Annotated in this window: 18 protein-coding genes and 1 tRNA gene; 12 read left to right on the forward strand and 7 right to left on the reverse strand. The window is 71.3% G+C overall.

The genetic code is table 11. The annotated features are described in order from the left end of the window. Positions 1-78 precede the first annotated feature (78 nt). Positions 79-408, forward strand: a complete 330-nt coding sequence (locus ACRAKI_RS02960; protein WP_447005512.1) for a helix-turn-helix domain-containing protein — start codon at positions 79-81, stop codon at positions 406-408. A 339-nt stretch (positions 409-747) separates the two neighbouring features. Here ACRAKI_RS02960 and ACRAKI_RS02965 read toward each other — a convergent pair. Beyond that, positions 748-820: transfer RNA gene (locus tag ACRAKI_RS02965), tRNA-Arg, on the reverse strand. A 207-nt stretch (positions 821-1,027) separates the two neighbouring features. Here ACRAKI_RS02965 and ACRAKI_RS02970 point away from each other — a divergent pair. Further along, positions 1,028-1,885 (forward strand): hypothetical protein, encoded by an 858-nt coding sequence (locus ACRAKI_RS02970; RefSeq protein WP_447005513.1) that lies wholly within the window; start codon positions 1,028-1,030, stop codon positions 1,883-1,885. Between the two features lie 10 nt (positions 1,886-1,895). Further along, positions 1,896-2,642 carry an FkbM family methyltransferase gene (locus ACRAKI_RS02975; RefSeq protein ID WP_447005514.1) on the forward strand — a complete coding sequence of 249 codons (747 nt, stop codon included), beginning with the start codon at positions 1,896-1,898 and terminating at the stop codon, positions 2,640-2,642. 107 nt (positions 2,643-2,749) lie between these two features. On the opposite strand, the gene ACRAKI_RS02980 is transcribed toward ACRAKI_RS02975, so the two are convergent. Then, the gene (locus tag ACRAKI_RS02980; protein ID WP_447008319.1) at positions 2,750-5,932 is read right to left on the reverse strand and encodes a penicillin acylase family protein; all 3,183 of its coding nucleotides are present in this window, start codon (positions 5,930-5,932) and stop codon (positions 2,750-2,752) included. Positions 5,933-6,074: 142 nt separating this feature from the next. On the opposite strand from ACRAKI_RS02980, the gene ACRAKI_RS02985 reads away from it, so the two are divergent. Together ACRAKI_RS02985 and ACRAKI_RS02990 are read left to right on the forward strand one after the other, a co-directional pair. Then, the gene (locus ACRAKI_RS02985) at positions 6,075-6,710 is read left to right on the forward strand and encodes a peptidoglycan recognition protein family protein (protein ID WP_447005515.1); all 636 of its coding nucleotides are present in this window, start codon (positions 6,075-6,077) and stop codon (positions 6,708-6,710) included. Between the two features lie 141 nt (positions 6,711-6,851). Next, the gene (locus ACRAKI_RS02990; RefSeq protein ID WP_447005516.1) at positions 6,852-7,499 is read left to right on the forward strand and encodes a response regulator; all 648 of its coding nucleotides are present in this window, start codon (positions 6,852-6,854) and stop codon (positions 7,497-7,499) included. A gap of 155 nt (positions 7,500-7,654) precedes the next feature. Here the strand turns inward: ACRAKI_RS02990 and ACRAKI_RS02995 are convergent, their stop codons facing one another. After that, positions 7,655-9,172, reverse strand: coding sequence for a diguanylate cyclase (locus tag ACRAKI_RS02995; protein WP_447005517.1), 1,518 nt, complete (start codon positions 9,170-9,172; stop codon positions 7,655-7,657). A gap of 73 nt (positions 9,173-9,245) precedes the next feature. Next, the gene (bluB, locus tag ACRAKI_RS03000; RefSeq protein WP_447005518.1) at positions 9,246-9,878 is read right to left on the reverse strand and encodes a 5,6-dimethylbenzimidazole synthase; all 633 of its coding nucleotides are present in this window, start codon (positions 9,876-9,878) and stop codon (positions 9,246-9,248) included. 84 nt (positions 9,879-9,962) lie between these two features. Between bluB and ACRAKI_RS03005 the strand changes: the two genes are divergently transcribed. Next, positions 9,963-10,268, forward strand: a complete 306-nt coding sequence (locus tag ACRAKI_RS03005) for a hypothetical protein (protein WP_447005519.1) — start codon at positions 9,963-9,965, stop codon at positions 10,266-10,268. Between the two features lie 625 nt (positions 10,269-10,893). On the opposite strand, the gene ACRAKI_RS03010 is transcribed toward ACRAKI_RS03005, so the two are convergent. Continuing rightward, positions 10,894-11,553, reverse strand: coding sequence for a histidine phosphatase family protein (locus ACRAKI_RS03010; RefSeq protein ID WP_447005520.1), 660 nt, complete (start codon positions 11,551-11,553; stop codon positions 10,894-10,896). A gap of 54 nt (positions 11,554-11,607) precedes the next feature. On the opposite strand from ACRAKI_RS03010, the gene ACRAKI_RS03015 reads away from it, so the two are divergent. From ACRAKI_RS03015 to ACRAKI_RS03040, 6 genes are read left to right on the forward strand one after another with little or no spacing between them, the layout of a single operon-like run. Beyond that, a complete protein-coding gene (locus ACRAKI_RS03015) occupies positions 11,608-11,928 on the forward strand; it encodes an EthD family reductase (RefSeq protein WP_447005521.1) in 321 nt (106 codons plus the stop codon). Further along, positions 11,925-12,755: a 3-hydroxyacyl-CoA dehydrogenase family protein gene (locus tag ACRAKI_RS03020; protein WP_447005522.1), complete on the forward strand. Its 831-nt coding sequence runs from the start codon at positions 11,925-11,927 to the stop codon at positions 12,753-12,755. The genes ACRAKI_RS03015 and ACRAKI_RS03020 overlap by 4 nt, the downstream gene beginning before the upstream one ends. A gap of 10 nt (positions 12,756-12,765) precedes the next feature. Continuing rightward, positions 12,766-13,896, forward strand: a complete 1,131-nt coding sequence (locus ACRAKI_RS03025; RefSeq protein WP_447005523.1) for a GNAT family N-acetyltransferase — start codon at positions 12,766-12,768, stop codon at positions 13,894-13,896. A gap of 10 nt (positions 13,897-13,906) precedes the next feature. Continuing rightward, positions 13,907-14,533 (forward strand): trimeric intracellular cation channel family protein, encoded by a 627-nt coding sequence (locus ACRAKI_RS03030; protein WP_447005524.1) that lies wholly within the window; start codon positions 13,907-13,909, stop codon positions 14,531-14,533. 52 nt (positions 14,534-14,585) lie between these two features. Beyond that, the gene (locus ACRAKI_RS03035; RefSeq protein ID WP_447005525.1) at positions 14,586-15,275 is read left to right on the forward strand and encodes a response regulator transcription factor; all 690 of its coding nucleotides are present in this window, start codon (positions 14,586-14,588) and stop codon (positions 15,273-15,275) included. Beyond that, positions 15,272-16,669 carry a HAMP domain-containing sensor histidine kinase gene (locus ACRAKI_RS03040; RefSeq protein ID WP_447005526.1) on the forward strand — a complete coding sequence of 466 codons (1,398 nt, stop codon included), beginning with the start codon at positions 15,272-15,274 and terminating at the stop codon, positions 16,667-16,669. The genes ACRAKI_RS03035 and ACRAKI_RS03040 overlap by 4 nt, the downstream gene beginning before the upstream one ends. 75 nt (positions 16,670-16,744) lie before the next feature. On the opposite strand, the gene ACRAKI_RS03045 is transcribed toward ACRAKI_RS03040, so the two are convergent. Together ACRAKI_RS03045 and ACRAKI_RS03050 are read right to left on the reverse strand one after the other, a co-directional pair. Continuing rightward, positions 16,745-17,677, reverse strand: coding sequence for a carbohydrate ABC transporter permease (locus ACRAKI_RS03045; protein ID WP_447005527.1), 933 nt, complete (start codon positions 17,675-17,677; stop codon positions 16,745-16,747). After that, positions 17,674-18,639: a carbohydrate ABC transporter permease gene (locus ACRAKI_RS03050; RefSeq protein ID WP_447005528.1), complete on the reverse strand. Its 966-nt coding sequence runs from the start codon at positions 18,637-18,639 to the stop codon at positions 17,674-17,676. The genes ACRAKI_RS03045 and ACRAKI_RS03050 overlap by 4 nt, the downstream gene beginning before the upstream one ends.

Below are 18,639 nucleotides of genomic sequence, written 5' to 3' on the forward strand. Positions count from 1 at the left end.
CGCACACAACGCGCAGGTCAGGCGCACCTGGGGGGAGTGCGCAACACGCGTTGCGCCCGCGCGCGTACGATGGTGCGGGTGACCACAGACGAGAGTGCGGACTCGACCTGGTGGGAGTGGGTGGAACGCCAACTGGAGGACCGCGCCATGACCCCGGCGGACCTCAGCGAGCGGACCGGCCTCGACCGAAGCTGCTTCACCAGGTGGCGCAAGGGCGAACGCCCCAACATGGACACGGCACGCCTGGTGGCCAGGGCGTTCGGCATGAGCCCCCTGGAGGTCATGGTCAAGGCCCACCTCATCACCGCCCAGGAAGCGGACATGCGGGCCCCCGCCCCCGACCCCTCGGCGCTCACGGACCAGCAACTGCTGGCCGAACTGGGCCGCCGCCTGAAGCGCAGATCCTGACGCAGGGGCGGCCGACCGCGAACCGGGTGCCGGCCCGCCGACCACGGGAGCCGGTTCCGCCAGTAGCGGAAGCGGGTGCTGTCGCCGTCGACCCGCAGCAGGAGCCCGGTGATCGGCGTTCCGCCATCGCTCGCCGCCGCCGCGCCTCTCGGGCGCGGGTGATGAGGGCCGGCTGCCTGGCGTCGGCGGCAATCCCGGTGCTGCGACGACGGGCGGTCGGTCGACGGCCACCGGGACTGCCCGCCGTCCGCGCCTGTACCAGGCCCGACTGAGGGTAAAAGATCAGGCCCCGAGCGCGTTGCCGCTGCTCAGGGCCTGATTCACCCGGCGAAAGGTGAGTGCCCCCGGCAGGATTCGAACCTGCGACACACGGTTTAGGAAACCGATGCTCTATCCCCTGAGCTACGAGGGCGCGTGGGGGAGCCTACCGGGTGGGGAGTGCGGGTCCAGGTGGTGGGGTTGTCACTCGGTGGGCGTAGGAGCATGCACCTTGGGTGAGCTGACCGGCCCTCCCGCATCGGCTGTCCGAGGGAAGTGGGCGACCTCATCTGTTCCGCATCGGTCCAGTGAGGTACAGAAGGGGACATCTGGGCATCTCACCTCCGACGAAAGCCATCCCATGAGCAGTAGACCCTGGCCTGACTTCCGTCCCGGCCCGCTGGGCTCCCTCGCCGCCTGGTGGCGTCGGCGCCGCACCCCCGACCACGACGAGCAGTACACGTTCGTCCCCGCACCGACCGCCCACGAGCACCCCTTCGAGACGCCGCTCCCCAGCGCCGTCTACGGCCTCGACTTCCGCGCCCGGATGACGATCCACTGGCGGGTCGACCTGACCTCCGGCGCACGGCACGCCGCACCGCGCAGCGCCGCCGTCAACGACATCATCCACCGGGCCAAGACGCTCACCGAACGGTCGATGCTCGTCCACCACGCCCCGCTCCAGCACCAGCTCGGCGCGGAGCTGGCCGCGGAACGGCAGGTAGAGGGGACGCACGTCTGGGCGCGTGCGGACGGGATCGAGCTGACGGTCGACGAGCCGGACCTGGAGATGGCCCGCAAGCACATCGAACTCCTCCAGACCACCACCATGCGCCAGGCCGAGCGGGACGCCGAGCGCGCCGAGATCAAGTACCTCCGCGACGAAGTCCTGACCGACCTCTCCACCGCCACGATCTGGTGGCTCGTCCGCAACGGCTACGAGGTGGAGCAGGCCGTCGCCCTGAGCCGGCACCTGGCCGAACTCGTCGGCATCGCGTCCCAGCGCCGCGACCACCACTGGGCCGACGCCCTGGTCACCTCCTTCGAGAGCGCCCTGCCCCGCCTGGACGACGGGCACCGCGCCGACGTCCGCCTCCACCTCGCCAAGGCCCTCGGCATCTACGGCGGTTCGACGGTCGCTGCGGAGTTCGCCGCACAAGTCGGGCTCCAGAACGGCGCGAAGCCCCTGACTCCGCCCGAAATCCGACCCAGTCCCTAACCTGGTCACCGTGACCCACAACCTGACCGAGGTGCGCGGCGCGGCCGTGGCGGGCGCGTTGCGCGTCCTCGCCCGGCTGACGCCGTTCGTCGAACCCGAGCTGATCGGCCTGCCGGACGTGGTGCGACCCGGTGACGTGTGCGTCGACATCGGCGCCGCGCTCGGGCTCTACACCGTGTCGCTGTCGCGCCTCGTCGGTCCACAGGGGACTGTGCACAGCATCGAGCCGCTGGTGTTCGCCCACCCGACGCTGTCGTACCTGCTGCGCCCGCGCGAGGCCCGGAACGTGGTGCGGCACTCCGTAGCGCTCGGCGTCACCGAGGGCAGGGACGTGATGAGCGTCCCCGTCCGCCACGGCACACCGGTCACGGGCCGCTCGTTCCTCACCGCCGGCGCGGACGGGTTGGGGTCCAACGCCGAGTTCGCCGACCACCTCGAAGTCGTCGTCCGGACGGACACCCTGGACCGGTTCTGCGCGGCCAACGCCATCGACCGGCTCGATTTCGTCAAGGCCGACGTGGAAGGCGCGGAACTCCGCGTGCTGCAAGGCGGTTCCGCGACGATCGAGAGGTTTCGGCCGAAACTCCTCCTGGAAATAGAGGAACGGCACGTGCTGCGCTTCGGCTACCGCGCGCGGGACGTCCAGGACTGGCTCGCGGAACGGGGCTACCGCATGCACGTCTGGCACCGGAACGCCTGGCGGCCGACCGATCGGATCGACGACCGCGTGCGCAACTACCTGTTCCAGGCCCGGTGACTCGGGCCAGATGACCCAGGTCCGATGACCCAGGTCCGGTGACGAAAGCCGGAAAGGCGGAAGACCCCGGTCCCTGGGGGTGGACCGGGGTCTTCCTGCGGACCGGTCTACGTAACGTAGACCTCAAGTTCGTAGATCGAGTATCCGTAACCGGTGCCCCGTTGGATACCCGTCATTCGTACGAATCGTGCCGCACCGGGCGTGAAGGACGCAAGGTCCCGGCCACCATCGCCCACGGATGTCGTATAGACGGTCCGCCAGGTGCTGCCATCGGTCGACAGCTCTATGCGATACGCCCTGGCATACGCCGCTTCCCAGGACAGCACGACCCGGCCGACGGTGCGCGTCGAACCCAGGTCCACCTGCAGCCACTGCGGGTCCGACCAGTCGCTGGCCCACCGCGTGTCCGGTTTGCCGTCGACCGCGTTGGACGGTGGCGACGGGAACCAGCCGCGCTCGTGGCTGCTGGCGGACGCGGTGGCGCCGGCGGCGAGGTTGGCCAGGTTCGTACCGCGGCGGGACGGGAACTGCACGACCTGCTGGTAGGTGGGCCGGTTCTGCCAGTTCACCTTGTCGTGCGTGATGCCGCCCATGGACCGGTGGACGATGGTGTCCGCGCACCACTGGTCGCCCGCGGCGCAGGACGCGTCACCGGGGTAGACCGAGGTCGCGGGCTTGGCCGCCGCCGCGCGGAGGCTGTCCAGCAGCACCTGGCGGCACGCGGCGAGCGAGCCGCCGCCGCAGTAGCGGGCGCCCAGCGGACCGTCCACGCGGTCGCCGAGCACCGCCCGCAGGTCCTTGTCGACGTAGCTCCACCAGCCGTACTGGAACGAGGAGCCCTTGTGCGGCGCGGTGCCGTGCGCGTCCGACGGCGGTTCGCCCACCTGGAGCGCACGCGTCAGCTGCGCGTACAGGCCGTCACCCAGTCCGGGCTTGAACTGCGCCTCCACCAGCATCGGCCACCACGCGTCCAGCACCCGGATCGCCTCGGCGTGCCCGTACGCCTTGCTGCCGCGCGACGTCTCCTTGCGCAGCGAGCCGGACCGTTGCCAGTCCCGCAGCTTCGCCACCGCCGACGCCACCGCCGGATCGGTCACCGCGGCCGTGTCGATCACCCGCAGCAGGTCCGGCAGCACCTGCTCGGCACGCAGGTCGGCCACGCCCGCCTCGGCCATCGCCCGCGTCAACGACGCCCGCGTCACGGGACCGCGTGCGATCAACGCCCGCACCCGGTCGTCCAGCAGGTCGCCGCGGTGCACGGAGCCGTTGCCGTAGCCGGACGCCGAGTAGTCCAGCGCCTGCTTGTTGTTCCAGCTGATGTAGTAGTCCTGGTTGATCGAGTTCGGGTGCTGCGCGAACGGCGTGTACGTCGCCGTGTTGCGGTCGGCGTTCCAGCCCTCCCACTCGTACGCGGGCTCGGCCTTCACCGGCAGGTGCGGGTCGACGGACGCCTTGCGCACCGGGTTCGCGCCGGAGTTGAAGTACGCGGTGTCGCGGGAGTCCACGTAGAACCAGTTGAACGCGTACCCGATGTGCTCGGCGGCGCGCTGGAAGTCCGCCGCCGACCGGATCGCGTCGGGGTCGTTGAACTCCTGGAACCCGATGATCGAGTCCACCTCGTGCAGGTAGGTCGACCGCAGGGACGTGTACGCGACGAACTTCCCGTCCACCTTCGCGCGGCTCTGCACCAGGCCGTACTTCGTGCGGTGCATGACGAGCGTGTACGAGCCGGCGGGCGTCGGGTCGGCCACCGTGGGCTTCCAGGAGTTCTTGCGCTCCAACCGCTCCATCGGCAGGCACTGCCCGTGGTAGCGGTAGTGCAGCGACGACGCGGACGGAGGCGCGCCGGTCGGCTCGCACAGCTCCACGGCGTACGTGTCGGTGATGTCCTGCCCGGCGGACGTCGCGCTCCACGCGTAGTCCAGGCCGCGGCCGAGCTGCACGTACATCGAGACGCCGGCGAACGACACGCCGCGCGCCCGCAGGCCCGGACCGTGCAGCTCCTGCAACATCAGCAGCTGCGGCGCGAAGTACCCGGTCTGCGGACCCCACACGGCGATCGGGTTGCCCGTGTCGGTGTGCGCGCCGGACACGACCAGCGCGTTGGACATGCCCTGCTTCCTGCTCAACAGGTCGCGCGGCAGCACGCCGTCGGCGAAGAGCCCTTCCACTGCCTTGAGGTTCGCGGGAACATCCACAGTGGACTGACCGGTCGACGTCCGGTCGTGGACCATCGGCTCGGGCGTCACCACGCCGCCGTCCGGAAGCGCCACGCCCTGCGGTGACGCGGGCGTCGTCCCGTACGGGAAGCGCTGCCCGTCGTGCAGGGTGAGCACCGCCTCGGGGTCGTTCTGCTCGCGGAACGACCGCCACACCTGCTCGCCGACGACGGCGCCGTACCGGTTCTGCGCGGCCAGCTTCACCAGCGCGTTCTGCACCTCGCCGCCGCCGCCCGCGCCGAACAGCCCGCCGACCACGGCGGCGATCGCGACCAGGTCGGTCGGCTGGAACGGCTTGATGTCGTTCCAGTTGGTGATGGCGTCGGCGTGCCCGGTGAGCACGTACTCGCCCGGGAACGTCCGGCTGCTCACCGACGCGGTGATGTAGGCGTTGATGCCCGCGATGTAGTCCTTGACGTCCTGGAACGCCTGCGCGCCGCGCGGCCCCTGGGACGCGACCTGGTCGATCTGCGCCTGGAGGTCGGCCTCGGTGTAGGGGATCTGGTTGTAGAAGCTCTGCTCCAGCACCCGGTTGCCCTCGGCGCCGCCGGCGAACCCGGACAGCTGGCCGCGGCCGAGGTGGCGGAACAGGTCCATCAGCCAGAGCCGGTCCTGCGCGGCGGCGTACCCCGCGCCGAACTCCGTCCCGGAGCGGGTGGTCCCGTAGATGTGGGGCATCCCGATGGCCTTGTCGCGCACGATCGTCACGTCCGCGCGCGGCTTGATGGTGCTCTCGACCTGGTCGGCCGGGACGCCGAACGAGGCGTCGTTGAAGAAGGTGCCCAGCTGCTCGTTGGTCAGGCCGCCGTAGCCGGCGACGAGGGAGTCGTAGCGGCCGAGCTGGTCGGCGGAGTGCGCCGGACGGGTGCCGAGCGCCTGGTGGGCCAGGATCTCGGCGAGGGTCGCGTTCCCGTTCTGGCCGGGCGGCAGCACGTCGTGGCACTGCCCGAGGCAGTGGTCGTCCGGCGTGAACGCGCTGGTCTCGACCTGCGCCTGAGCGGTGGTGGGGACGGTGAGGACGGCCGCGGTGAGGAGGGTGACCACGGCTAGCGATCGGGCGGCTCTCCGCATCACGCGAAGCTCCTTCCAGGCAGGGATCGTGTGACGCACGTTACTGTCAGGTACCGATTCGCGAAAGTCCTTCGCGTTTGAAATTCCGCCGACCGGGTGTGAACTCTTGACCTATCAGTCGGATATTGGGAAAAAGGTCCACATGGTGCGACGTCGATCGCTGTTCACCGGTCTGGCCGGCGCGGGTGTGCTCGCGGGTCTCGGCGCGTCCCCCGCCCTGGCCGCTTCACCCGTCCTGCCCATCCGGAGCTGCGCCGACTGGGGCGCACGGCCGCCGTCCGCCTCACCGACCGTTGTGAACGAGCGGCCGGTCCGCATCCTCATCCACCACACCGCGTCCGCGAACGTCGACGACTACTCGCAGGCGGCGGCGTACGCCAACGCCCGGTGGATCCAGGACCTGCACATGGACCGCAACGGCTGGCTCGACTCCGGCCAGCACTTCACCAACAGCCGCGGCGGGTTCCTGATGGAGGGCAGGCACGGCAGCCTGGCCGCCCTGCGCGGAGGTGACCGGGTCGTGGTCGGCGCGCACTGCCCCGGCCAGAACACCGCCGCCATCGGGATCGAGAACGAAGGCCTCTACATGGACGTGGAGCCGCCGACGCTGCAATGGGACACGCTGGTGTCGTTCTGCGTGTACACGTGCGAGCAGTACGGGATCTCGCCATCGGCGATCCACGGCCATCGGGACTACCGGGACACGCTCTGCCCGGGCGACAAGCTCTACGCCCTGTTGCCGCGGCTGCGCCGGGAAGTCGCGCAGGTGTTGAGCTGACCTCGGGTATTTCCTGGCAACTGTGAACGGGCGGCGCCTGCGTCTTTCCGTGGTGAGATAACGGTGAATTAACATCAGCTTGCGTGTTCGTGCGCGATGCTGGGCGAGTACGAACACGAAACGCCAAAGCGGGGAGGCGTCGTGATCAAGGTGATGCTGGCCGATGACGAAGACCTCGTCCGGTCCGGCCTTCGCATGATCCTCAACAGCGCCGGCGACATCGAGGTCGTGGCCGAGTGCGACGACGGGCACCTGGTGGCCGAACTGGCCCGCCGGCACCGCCCGCACGTCGTGCTGCTGGACATCCGGATGCGGTCGAACGACGGGTTGATGGCTCTGCGCAGGCTGCGCACCCTGCCCGACCCGCCGAAGATCGCCATGCTGACCACGTTCGACGTGGACGAGTACGTGTCGGAGGCGCTGCGGCTGGGCGCGTCGGGCTTCCTGCTCAAGGACACCGAGCCCGAGCAGCTGGTCCGGGCGGTGCGCGACCTCGCCCTCGGCGGAGCCGTGCTCGATCCCGGTGTGGCGGCGCGGGTGCTGGCGGCGGTCGCGGACGGTGAGCGCGCCGCCGAGCCCGCGCGCCGGCTGCTGGCGTCGTTGTCCGAGCGGGAGCGCGAGGTGCTGGTCCTGATCGGACAGGGCATGTCGAACGCCGAGATCGGCGGCACGCTGCACCTGTCGGAGGCCACCGTGAAGGGCTACGTCTCGTCGGTGCTGGGCAAGATCGGCGCGGTGAACCGGGTGCAGGCCGCCCTGGTCGCCTTCCGCGGCGGCCTGATCGCCTAACCCCACCCCGCGCGAGTCGTCCACTCAGGCACCGCGAACCTTCCGTTCGGACACCGCCAGCCGGTACGAACGCGTGGTTCGGCGTGCCTCAGTGGAGTGTTCGGGGTGCGCGAGTGGACGACTCGGGGTGTCTGGGTGGAGGGCTCGCGCGGGGGTCAGGGGCCGGAGACGGTTTCGGCGGGGACGTCCACGTGGGGCTCGACTTCGACGCGGTTGCGGCCCTGGCGCTTGGCGCGGTAGAGCGCCATGTCGGCGGCGGCGAACAGCTGGTCCAGCTTCGCCGGGCCGGCGGCCACGCCGATGCTCACCGTGGGCCGCCGCGTCGTGCCCAGGACGACGGTCCAGTCGTGGCCGTCCACCGCCGCCCGGATGCGTTCGGCGACCGTCGGGCCGACCTCCGACGAGTTGCCGCCGGGATCACCGAGCAGCACCACGAACTCGTCACCGGCCCACCGCGCCACCAGGTCGGCGGACCGGCACTCGCGCCGCAGCAGCTGCGCGATCTCGCGCAACGTCGCGTCACCCGCCGCGTGGCCGGCGTCGTCGTTCACGCCCTTGAACCGGTCCACGTCCACCAGCACCAGCCATGGCACCCGGCCCCGCGCGGCGGTGCTCTCCAGCAGGCCGGCCGCCGCGCGCTCCAGCCCGAGCCGGTTCGCCAGCCCCGTCAGCGGGTCGCGCGCCGCCGCCTCCTGCGCCGCGACCGCCAGCCGCTGCGCCTGCACCGCCACCCGGCGCTGCTCCAACGCCTGCGCCAGCCCTTCCTGCAGGGTCTCGGTCGCCGTCTTGCTCGCCGCGACCGAGCAGCGCAACGCCGTCGCCTCGCCGACGTGGTCGCCCATCTCGGCGCAGATGTCCGCCAGGTCCAGCGAGAACCGCAGCAGCAGCGAAGGGTCGTTGATGGACTCCGCCGCGGCGACCGCCCGGCTGGCCAGCGTGCGGGCCTCGACCAGCTCGCCCTGCTCGCGCCGGACCACCGCCAGCACCCAGCCGGCCACCGCCGTAGCCCACTTGTCGCCGGCGTCCCGACCCTGCCGCAACGTCTCGGTGGCGTTCTCCTCGGCCTGCTCCAACTCGCCGACGCCCGCCAGCGAACGGCTGTACGCGGCGAGCAGCGCCCGCCGCATCTGCCCGTCCTTGGCCAGTTCCAAGCCCTCTTTGAGGTACTCGCGCGCCTCCGCGAAGATCGCCGGCGCGCGCTCCGGCGGTGACGAGATCGCCCGGAAGTTCAACGTGCCGCCGAGGCCCTGGAGGCAGTGGCCCAGCACCTCGGTCCCGGCTTCGGACGTCTCCGCCGCCTTGCGCGCGACCTGCACCGACAGCCGCAGCATGTCGACCGCCGCACGCCGGTTGCCGATGCCCTCCAGCAGGTAGGCGAGCGCGTGCATGGCCTGCGCGGCGGCGGCGTTGTCCGCGTGCTCGCCGTCGAGGTCGGTCCAGCCCTCCGCGGCCAGTTCCAGCGCCAGCGGGATCCGGCCGAGCCGCCACGCCAGCTTGGCCCGGTTCACCAGCACGGCCGACCGCTGCCACCGGTCCGCGCCGGGTGGCACGCGGCTCACGACCTGGTCGAAGAGGGTGTTGGCCTCCGGTAGGCGGCCAGCGTTCAGCAACGCCTTGACCTCAAGGTCGAGTTGCGGCACCTGCCCCGCTACCAGCGGATCTCGCTGCTCCACTCGTGCTGACACTCCATTCCGACTCGGCGAGGCGGTACGCGGGCCCGCTCGCCGCCGGCACGGCTACCACAGGCTACCGGCCCGAACGCCGGGTGTACCGCTCCTCGTGGAGTACGTCCTCAAGGGGCATCCGGTTCCGCCAGCCGTGCCGCTCCAGGTCGGGTGTCTCCGGGAGGGAGGCGACGGGGCCGAGGCACAGCCACGCCACGGGACGCAGCCGGGACGGGATGTCCAGCAGCCGGCGCAGCACGTCCTCGCGGTAGAAGCTCACCCAGCCGACGCCCAGGCCCTCTGCCGTCGCGGCGAGCCACAGGTTCTGGATGGCGAGGCACACCGAGTACAGGCCGGCGTCGGCGATCGCGTGCCGGCCGAGCACGGCGGGGGAGCCGCGGTCGGGGTCGTACGTGACGACCACGCCGAGCGTCGACTCGAGGATTCCCTCCACCTTGATCCTGGCGAACAGCTCGGCCTGCCGCGGGTCCAGCTCGGAGGCGAAGACGCTGCGCTCGGCCTGGACGTGGTCGCGGAACGCGCGGCGGGTGTGCCCGTCCCGCACGACGACGAAGTCCCACGGCTGGGACAAACCCACGCTGGGCGCCGCGTGCGCGGCCGTGAGCACCCGGCGCAGCACGTCGGGTGGGATCGGGGCGCCGGTGAACTCGCCCCTGGTGTCCCTCCGGCGGTGCAGGACGTCGTAGAAGCTCATTCGCAGGATCGTGCCTCACGCGATCCGGTGAACTTGACCGTCGAGGGCGTGGCGTGTGTCTCAACTGGGCTTGAATGGCCGGTCATGGTCGGAACTGTGCAGGGGTCCGCGCTGGGCTTCGCGGGTGGCGTCGGCGTGACCGCGGTGGCCGCGAAGTGGCCCGTGTTCGCCCTGGTCCTGCTCGTCGTGGTGGTGGCCGCGGTGTCCTGGTGGACGACCGTGCCCGGTGCGGTGCTGACCGCCGTCCAGTGCTGGGGCCTGTACGCGAGCTTCGTCGTCGGCCACGAGGGGCAGCTGGCGCCGGACTGGCCCGCGCTGGCGGTCCTGGTCGTGGCCAGCACGGTGTCGTTCGGCAGCCTGGCGCGGGAGCCCTCACCCGCCCGGTCCTGACCGTCCACCGCGGACCGTCGGCGACGTGCTGGTCGACCTTCACCCCGGGTGAAGCGCCACGGTGGGTTCGGCCGGGCCACGGACCCGGCCGAGGGGGCCTGCTGACACCCGCCCGGGTCGACCCGGTGTCGGGCTACCGGCTGTACGCGCCGGACCAGCTCGACCGGGCCCGGCTGGTGGCGTGGCTGCGCAGGATCGGCATGCCGCCGGCCCGCACCCGGCTGGTGTGCCCGCTCGACCCGGCGGACGCCGCCGACGAGGTGCGCGCCTACTGGGCGCAGGTCGAGGCGGACACCGCGGCCCGGCGTGCCCTGGCCGCCTCCCTCGTGGAGCGACTGTCCGGGAAGGACACGACCATGACCCTCGCGCTCAGGTGCGCCGTGCGCACCGATCGCGGACTCGAACCAGGACCGCGGCTGCGCGGGGGAGCGTCTGCTCACCGTGGCCGACGGGTTCGGCGCCCGCGGCGAGCCGCTCAGCCCGATGGCCGTCGACGCGCTCGCCCCGCTGGAGGTGCTGGTGTCCGCGGCCGACCCGGAGGAGGCGACGCGGCGGCTGGTGACCTGGCCAACGCCAACGGCGGTCCGGACGACGTGGTCTGCGTGGCCGCCGACGTGGCGCCGGGTCAGGAGGTCGCGATCGGGCCCTGGGTCTCGCCGTCCGGGGACGGTCGCCACTGGGTGAACGGTCGGTCCAGGTGCCAGGTCCTGCCGTTGTGCGTGAGCACGCGGTGCTCGCAGGTCTCCAGGTTCGACAGGGACTCGAACAGCTCGATGCTCCACCCGAACAGGCGGCGGCAGAGCAGGCGGATGGTCAGCCCGTGGGACACCACCAGCGCCGTGGACGGGTGGGCGGGGTCGTGCATCCGGGTCTCCAGTTCGGTCAGGAACGCGGCCAGCCGGTCGTCCACGTCCGCGCCGGACTCGCCGTTCGGCAGCCGGAAGAAGAAGTGGCCGAACGCGTGCCGCTGGTGCTTCAGCACCTCCTGCTGCACGGGGTCCTGGAGGTTGCCCCAGTCCTGTTCCCTCAGCCGCGGCTCGGCCACCGTGCGCTCGACCTGGTCGCCGAGGTCGAGGTTGCGGAGGGTGGCCCTGGTCCGCACGTACGGGCTCACGTAGACGGCCGCCGGGTCGCCGTTCAGCAGTCCCTTGATCCGCGGGCCGGCGGCCTTGGCCTCCTCTTCGCCCACTCCGGTCAACGGTAGGGCGTGGTCGGGGACGCGGCAGTACTCCGACTCGTCGACGTTGCCCAGGCTCTGCCCGTGGCGCAGGAGGATGATCCGCACCGGTCCATGGTGCCGGTGTTACAGTCACTCGCGAAACCGGACGGAAGGTGTCACATGGTCAAGTATGTCGCCCTGTACCGGAAACCGGCCGACGTCGAGGCGTTCGACGAGGCCTACTTCACGTCCCACCTGCCGCTGGTCGAGCAGACGCCGGGACTGCTGCGGGCCGAGGTGGCCAAGGTCTCGCGGGTCTTCGTGCCCGGCTTCCTCGGTGCGAACGAGCCGCACCTGGTGGCGGAGATGTACTTCGAGTCCATGCAGGCGATGAAGGACGCGTTCGGCTCTCCCGAGTGGCAGGCCGCCGGGGCGAACCTCTCCGAGATCGGCGGGGTCGAGCTGGTGGCCATGTTCGCGGCGGAGGTCGTGGACCGATGATCTCGGTGGTGATCGGCGGCGGCACGATGGGCGCCGGTGTGGCCCACCTCTTCCTCGCGGGCGGGCACGAGGTGGTGCTGGTCGAGGCGGGCGCCGATCGGGCGTCGGCCGCGCGGCGGGCCGTCGAGGCGTCCTTGGCCAAGGCGGCGGAGCGGGGCAGGCTCGACGCCGTCCCGCACGAGCTGCTGAAGCACCTGACCGTCGTGGGACGACTGGACGACGTGGGTGCCGGGGCGTCGCTCGTGGTCGAGGCCGTGCCCGAGGACATCGAGCTGAAGCGGCAGGTGCTCCAGGCCGCCGCAAACGCTTGCCCCGACGCGGTGCTGGCGTCCAACACGTCGTCGCTGTCGATCTCCGCGCTGGCCGAGGGGCTGCCCGGCGAACGCGTGCTGGGCATGCACTTCTTCAACCCGGTGCCGGTCCAGCAGTTGGTCGAGCTGGTGCGCCACGACGGGGTGTCCGCCGAGGTGGTGACCCGGGTCCGGGGCTGGGCCGAGGAGCTGGGCAAGACCGTCATCGAGGTGCGGGACGCGCCGGGCTTCGCCACCTCGCGACTCGGGGTCGCGGTCGGCATGGAAGCGATCCGGATGCTCGAAGAGGGCGTCGCGAGCGCCGAGGACATCGACACCGGCATGCGGCTCGGCTACGGCTGGCCGATGGGCCCGCTGCGGCTGACCGACCTCGTCGGCCTGGACGTCCGGCTGGCCATCGCCGACCACCTGGCCGCCGAGCTCGGCCCCCGCTTCCAGCCGCCCGCGCTGCTGCGCGAGAAGGTCGCGGCCGGACACCTGGGGCGGAAGACCGGCCAGGGCTTCTTCACCTGGTAAGCAGGACCACGTGCTGATCCGCGAACTCGCCGAGGCCGACGTGGAGCACGCCGACCGGTTGCGCCGGGTGGCGTTCGGCAGCATCGGCGAGCCGTCGTTGCGGCCCGGCCGCCGCGGGCTGGCCGCCGAGCTGGACGGCCGGATCGCGGGCGTGCTCACGATCAAGGAGTTCCACCAGTTCTACGGCGGCTCCACCGTGCCCATGGGCGGTGTCGGGGGTGTGGCCGTCGACCAGTGGGCGCGCGGGCGCGGGGTGGGCGGCGCGCTGCTCGACGCGGCGTTGCGGGACATGCGGGAACGCGGCCAGGCGGTGTCCGCCCTCTACGCCACCGTGCCGTCGGTCTACCGGGCGCGCGGGTGGGAGCGGGCCGGGGTGCTGGAGTGGCTGGACTGCCGGCTGGACCGGATGCCGGCGGCCGACCGGGTGTCCTCCCGGCCTGCCGTGGAGGGTGATCTCCCAGCCGTGCACGCCTGCTACAACGACGTCGCGTCCACGGTGGACGGGCTGGTCGACCGGAGCGCTCCGACGTTCGACGTGGCCGAGCTGCTCAAGCTGGACGTCGTGTCGGTCGTGCCGGGCCACGACGGCGAGGTGCGCGGGTACCTCGCGGCCGAGCGCGGCGCCGCCGGCCTGCGGGTGTTCGACCTGGTCGGACGGGATGCCGCCACCCAGCTCGGGTTGCTGCGCGAGCTGGGCAGCTGGGCCGGGGTGCTGGACCGGGCCGCGCTCCGGGTCACCGACCCCGCCGTCACCGGCCTGCTGACCGACCAGGCGATCGAGTTCACCGTGACCACGTCCGCGTGGCTGCTGCGGGTGGTGGACCTGCCGGCGGCGGTCGCGGCACGGGGGTGGCCGGCGGCCGAGTGGCTGAAACCGGCGGCGGTGGACCTCGAAGTGGTCGACGAGCACGCGCCGTGGCACGCGGGACGGCAGCGGCTCGTCGTGGAGGACGGTCGGGTGCGGGTCGAGCCCGGCGGCAGCGGCGCCGTGCGGCTGCACGCGCGTGCGCTCGGCCCGTGGTTCAGCGGCATGCAGGACAGCCACGCGTTGCGCCGCGCCGGGCTGCTGGACGGTGACGCGGCGTTGCTGGACCGGCTGGTCGGCGCACCTGGCGTGCCGCGCCTGGCGGACTACTTCTAACCTGCGAACCGTGCTGCTCGCCGTGGTGGACCAGGTCGGGATCGCCGCTTTCGCCGCCTCCGGGGCGATGGCGGCGGTGCGGGCGCGGCTGGACGTGTTCGGGGTCATCGTGCTGGCCCTGACCACCGCGCTGGGCGGCGGCATCATGCGGGACGTGCTGCTCGGCGTGCACCCGCCGGTGACCCTGGTGAGCTGGCCCTACCTCGCCGTCGCCGGTGTCACCGGACTGGTGGTCTTCTGGTTTCACCCGACCGTGACGAAGCTGTGGCGGGCGGTGCAGCTGCTGGACGCGATCGGGCTCGGGCTGTTCGTCACGGCGGGCACCACCGCGGCTCTCAAGCTGGGCGCCCCGCCGTACACGGCGTGCCTGGTCGGGATGACGACGGGCATCGGCGGCGGTGCGCTGCGGGACGTGCTGCTGCGGGAGATCCCGCTGGTCCTGCGCCGGGAGATCTACGCGGTGGCGGCCTTGTGCGGCGCGGTCGTGGTGGCGCTGGGCGACCACCTCCGCCTGCCGGCGGGACCCGTCGCGCTGGTCGCGTCGGCCTTGATCGTCGGGCTGCGGCTGGTGGCGCTGTGGCGGCGCTGGAACGCCCCGGTGGCCCGTGACGTCAACGGCGAAAAACTTGACGGGTAGCTCACACTCCCTTCTCAGGCGGCTCTCAGGACCAGGGGCGAGACTGGGCCCCATGCGCATCCTCGTTGTCGACGACGACAGGGCCGTGCGTGAGTCGCTTCGTCGCTCACTGCAGTTCAACGGCTACCAGGTCGACCTGGCCGGCGACGGCCAGCAGGCTCTCGAATCCGTCGTCTCCCAGCGTCCCGACGCGATGGTGCTGGACGTGATGATGCCCCGGCTCGACGGGTTGGAGGTGTGCCGCCGGCTGCGCAGCACCGGTGACGACCTGCCGATCCTCGTGCTCACGGCCCGTGACGCGGTGTCCGACCGGGTGTCCGGGCTGGACGCCGGCGCGGACGACTACCTGCCCAAGCCGTTCGCGCTGGAGGAGCTGCTGGCCCGGTTGCGCGCGTTGCTGCGGCGGGCCGCCTCGGACGCCGAGGAGCCGGCCGGCGCCACGCTGAGGTTCGCCGACCTGGAACTCGACCCGAGCACCCGGGACGTGCGGCGCGGCGAGCGGCCGATCAGCCTCACCCGGACCGAGTTCGCGCTGCTGGAGCTGTTCCTCGGGCACCCGAAGCAGGTGCTGACCAGGGGGCGGATCCTGGAGGACGTCTGGGGCTACGACTTCCCGACCTCCGGCAACGCGCTGGAGGTCTACGTCGGCTACCTGCGGCGCAAGACCGAGGCCGAGGGCGAGCCGCGGCTGCTGCACACCGTGCGCGGGGTCGGGTACGTGCTGCGGGAGACGCCTCCGTGATCGGTGCCGCCAACGGGCGACTCCAGCGGGTGTCGCTGCGGGCACGGGTGACCCTGCTCGCCGCGTTCTGCGTCGCCGGGGCGGTCGCGGTCGTGTCGCTCGGCGCGTACATGACGGTGAGCCGGAACCTGCACGACCAGATGGACGAGACCCTGCGGCAGCGGGCCGAGGCGGCGGTCAACGCACCCAAGGTCAACAACGACGTCACCGAGATCCCCGGCGCGTTCCTTGCCGCCGGGGACGTCCGGATCGGCGTGCTGGACGTGAGCGGGCGGATCCTCTACCCGAAGGGCACGATCGCGCCGCCGACCCACCCCGCCGACCTGGACGTGGCGCGCGGGACGCGGTCGGAGAACTTCTGGACCGACGAGCGCACCGACTTCCGGGTGATCGCGGTGCCGTACGGGGACGGCCAGGCGATGCTGATCGCCCAGTCGACCAAGCCGCTGAACGTGTCGCTCGGCAAGCTGTCCGTGGTGCTGTTCGTGATCAGCGGGTTGGGGGTGCTGGTCGCGGCGGCGGCGGGCACGGCGGTCGCGCGGACCGGGCTGCGGCCCGTGCAGCGGCTGACGGAGGCCACCGAGCGGGTCGCGATGACGGGTGACCTGCGGCCGATCCCGGTGTCCGGTGACGACGAGCTGGCACTGCTGTCGCAGCGGTTCAACGCGATGCTCGGCGCGGTGGCGGAGTCGCAGGAGCGGCAACGCCGGCTGGTCGCCGACGCGGGCCACGAGCTGCGCACGCCGTTGACGTCGATGCGGACGAACCTGGAGCTGCTGCTGGCGTCGGAGAAGCCGGGCTCGCCGACGTTGTCCGACCAGGACAAGGCGGAGATCAACGCCGACGTGCGGGCGCAGCTGGACGAGCTGACCACGTTGATCGGGGACCTGGTGGAGTTGGCGCGGGAGGACGCGCCGCAGGTCGTGCACGAGCCGGTGGACCTGGTCGAGGTGGTGGAGCGCGCGCTGGACCGGGCGAAGCGGCGGGCGACGGACGTGCGGTTCGTGGTGGAGCTCCAGCCGTGGTCGCTGCTGGGTGATTCGAGCGCGCTGGAACGCGCCGTGCTGAACCTCCTCGACAACGCGGTGAAGTTCAGCCCCGCGAGCGGCGTGGTCCGGCTGAGCCTCAAGCAGTTGGGCGACGGGAGCGCGGTGGTCGAGGTGGCGGACTCCGGTCCCGGCATCGCCGACGCCGACCTGCCGCACGTGTTCGAGCGCTTCTACCGCTCCTCCGAGGCCCGCACCCTCCCCGGCTCCGGCCTGGGGCTGGCGATCGTCAAGCAGGTGGCGGAACGCCACGGCGGCATGGCCTACGTGGGCCGGGCTCCCGAGGGCGGCGCCATGTTCACCCTCCGCCTCCCCGGCCGCCCCAGCCCTGTCCCCACCTCGCACTGACCCCCACCACCGCGTGAGTCCTGCGTTCTGATCGCAGGACTCACGCGTCTTGGACGTAGGACTCACGCGGTGGGGTCAGCCCTTGGTGGAGCCGAGGGTGAGGCCGCCGATGAACTGGCGTTGGAGGACGAAGAAGACGACCAGCGTGGGCAGCGCGACCAGCAGGGAGCCGGCGGCGACGAGGTTGTTGTCCACGAAGAACGTGCCCTTGAGGTTCTGCAGCGCGGACGTGATCGGCATCTTGTCGCCGGTCTGGATCAGCACCAGCGCCCACAGGAAGTCGTTGTAGATCCAGGTGAACTCCAGCGTCGCCAACGCCGCCAGCGCGGGACGGCACAGGGGCAGGATCACCTGCCAGTACTGCCGGAACACCCCCGCGCCGTCCACCCGGGCCGCCTCGGTGAGCTCGTGCGGGATCGTCTTCATGTAGTTGCTCAGCACGAACACGCAGAACCCGGACTGGAACGCCACGTGGATCAGCACCAGCCCCAGGTGCGAGTCCAGCAGCACACCGCTGTCGCTCAACCACTCCGGCACCGGCGTGAGCAGGAACATGCGCCACAGGGGCGTCACGATCACCTGCTGCGGCAGCAGGTTGCCGGCCGTGAACAGCATCAGCAGCACCAGGTTGAACTTGAAGCTGAACCGCGACACCCCGAACGCCACCATCGAGCTGAACAGCAGCACCAGCACCAACGCGGGCACCGTCACGATCAGCGTGTTCAGGTAGTAGTGCGGGAGGTCGGCCTGCGTCCACGCGTTGGTGAAGTTGTCCAGCGTCAGGCCCTCGGCGACCGAGAAGTACCCGTTGCGCGCGGTGTCGTCGTACGTGCGCAGCGACGCGTAGAGAGCCCACAGCAACGGGGCGAGGGTCACCAGGCACGTGACGATCAGGAACGCGTGCAGGGCGACGCGGGGCAAGGAGATGCCGGCCGAAGAGATGCCGGCCGAAGAGATGCCGGCCGAAGAGATGCGGGGCTGAGAAGCGCGTGCGGGTCGGGACTTCACGCCCGTTCCTCCTCGCGGAACACCTGGAACAGGTAGGTGATGATGAACCCGAGCGAGATCAGCAGCAGGATCACCGCCAAAGCGGAACCCCACCCGATCCGGCTCGACTCACCGATGATGTTGTCGGTCACCAGTACGGACAGCAGCTCCAGCCCGTTGCGGCCCTTGTTGATCACGTACACGATGTCGAACGCCCGCAGGCCTTCGATCACGGTGACCACGAGCACCACCACGTTCACCGGCTTGAGCACCGGGAACGTCACCTGGAAGAACGTCTGCCGCGCGTTCGCGCCGTCCAGCGCGGCGGCCTCCTTCAGCGCCGGGTCCACCGCCTTCAGCCCGGCCAGGTACAGCAGCATGATGTACCCGGTGTGCCGCCACCCGGCGGCCACCAGCACCGCGTACAGGTTGATGTCCGGATCGCCCAGCCAGTTCACCGGGTCCGTCGAGGCGGTGCCGAGCACGTTGTTCAGCAGCCCCTGCTCGGGCTGGTAGATCAGCTGCCAGATGAACCCGACCAGCGCGAGCGACAGCACCATCGGCAGGTACAGCGCGCTCTGGTAGAGCCGCCCGAACCGCAGCTGCCGGTCCAGCAGGACGGCGAGCAGGAGCCCGGCGACCGTCGGCACGACGATCAGAAACAGCAGCCAGATCAGGTTGTGCTGCACCGCGGGCCAGAACCGCGGGTAGCGGGTGAAGATGTCGGCGTAGTTCTGGAAGCCGACCCACTCGATGTCCTCGAACCCGCCGATGCCGTCCCACCTGCTGAACGACAGCGCGATCGAGCCCATCGCGGGCACCCACACGAACGCGAGGTGGAGCAGCGACGGGATGCCGAGCATCAGGCCGAGGACGAGCTTGTCTCGGGGCGCGAGCGCGGTGGCGCGCCGCCTGCCGCGCCGGGGCGACGGGGAGGGGTCCGTCGTCCCGGCCGGCTCCGGGGGAGACTGCAAGGCGGTCAC

This window comes from Saccharothrix isguenensis (genome assembly GCF_052936305.1).

Coding starts and splice junctions, on each gene's coding strand:
- ACRAKI_RS02985 (WP_447005515.1), top strand. CDS start 6,075: ATGGTGCGACGTCGATCGCTGTTCACCGGTCTGGCCGGCGCGGGTGTG.
- bluB (WP_447005518.1), bottom strand. CDS start 9,878: ATGAGCTTCTACGACGTCCTGCACCGCCGGAGGGACACCAGGGGCGAG.
- ACRAKI_RS03015 (WP_447005521.1), top strand. CDS start 11,608: ATGGTCAAGTATGTCGCCCTGTACCGGAAACCGGCCGACGTCGAGGCG.
- ACRAKI_RS03005 (WP_447005519.1), top strand. CDS start 9,963: ATGGTCGGAACTGTGCAGGGGTCCGCGCTGGGCTTCGCGGGTGGCGTC.
- ACRAKI_RS03020 (WP_447005522.1), top strand. CDS start 11,925: ATGATCTCGGTGGTGATCGGCGGCGGCACGATGGGCGCCGGTGTGGCC.
- ACRAKI_RS02970 (WP_447005513.1), top strand. CDS start 1,028: ATGAGCAGTAGACCCTGGCCTGACTTCCGTCCCGGCCCGCTGGGCTCC.
- ACRAKI_RS03035 (WP_447005525.1), top strand. CDS start 14,586: ATGCGCATCCTCGTTGTCGACGACGACAGGGCCGTGCGTGAGTCGCTT.
- ACRAKI_RS02980 (WP_447008319.1), bottom strand. CDS start 5,932: ATGCGGAGAGCCGCCCGATCGCTAGCCGTGGTCACCCTCCTCACCGCG.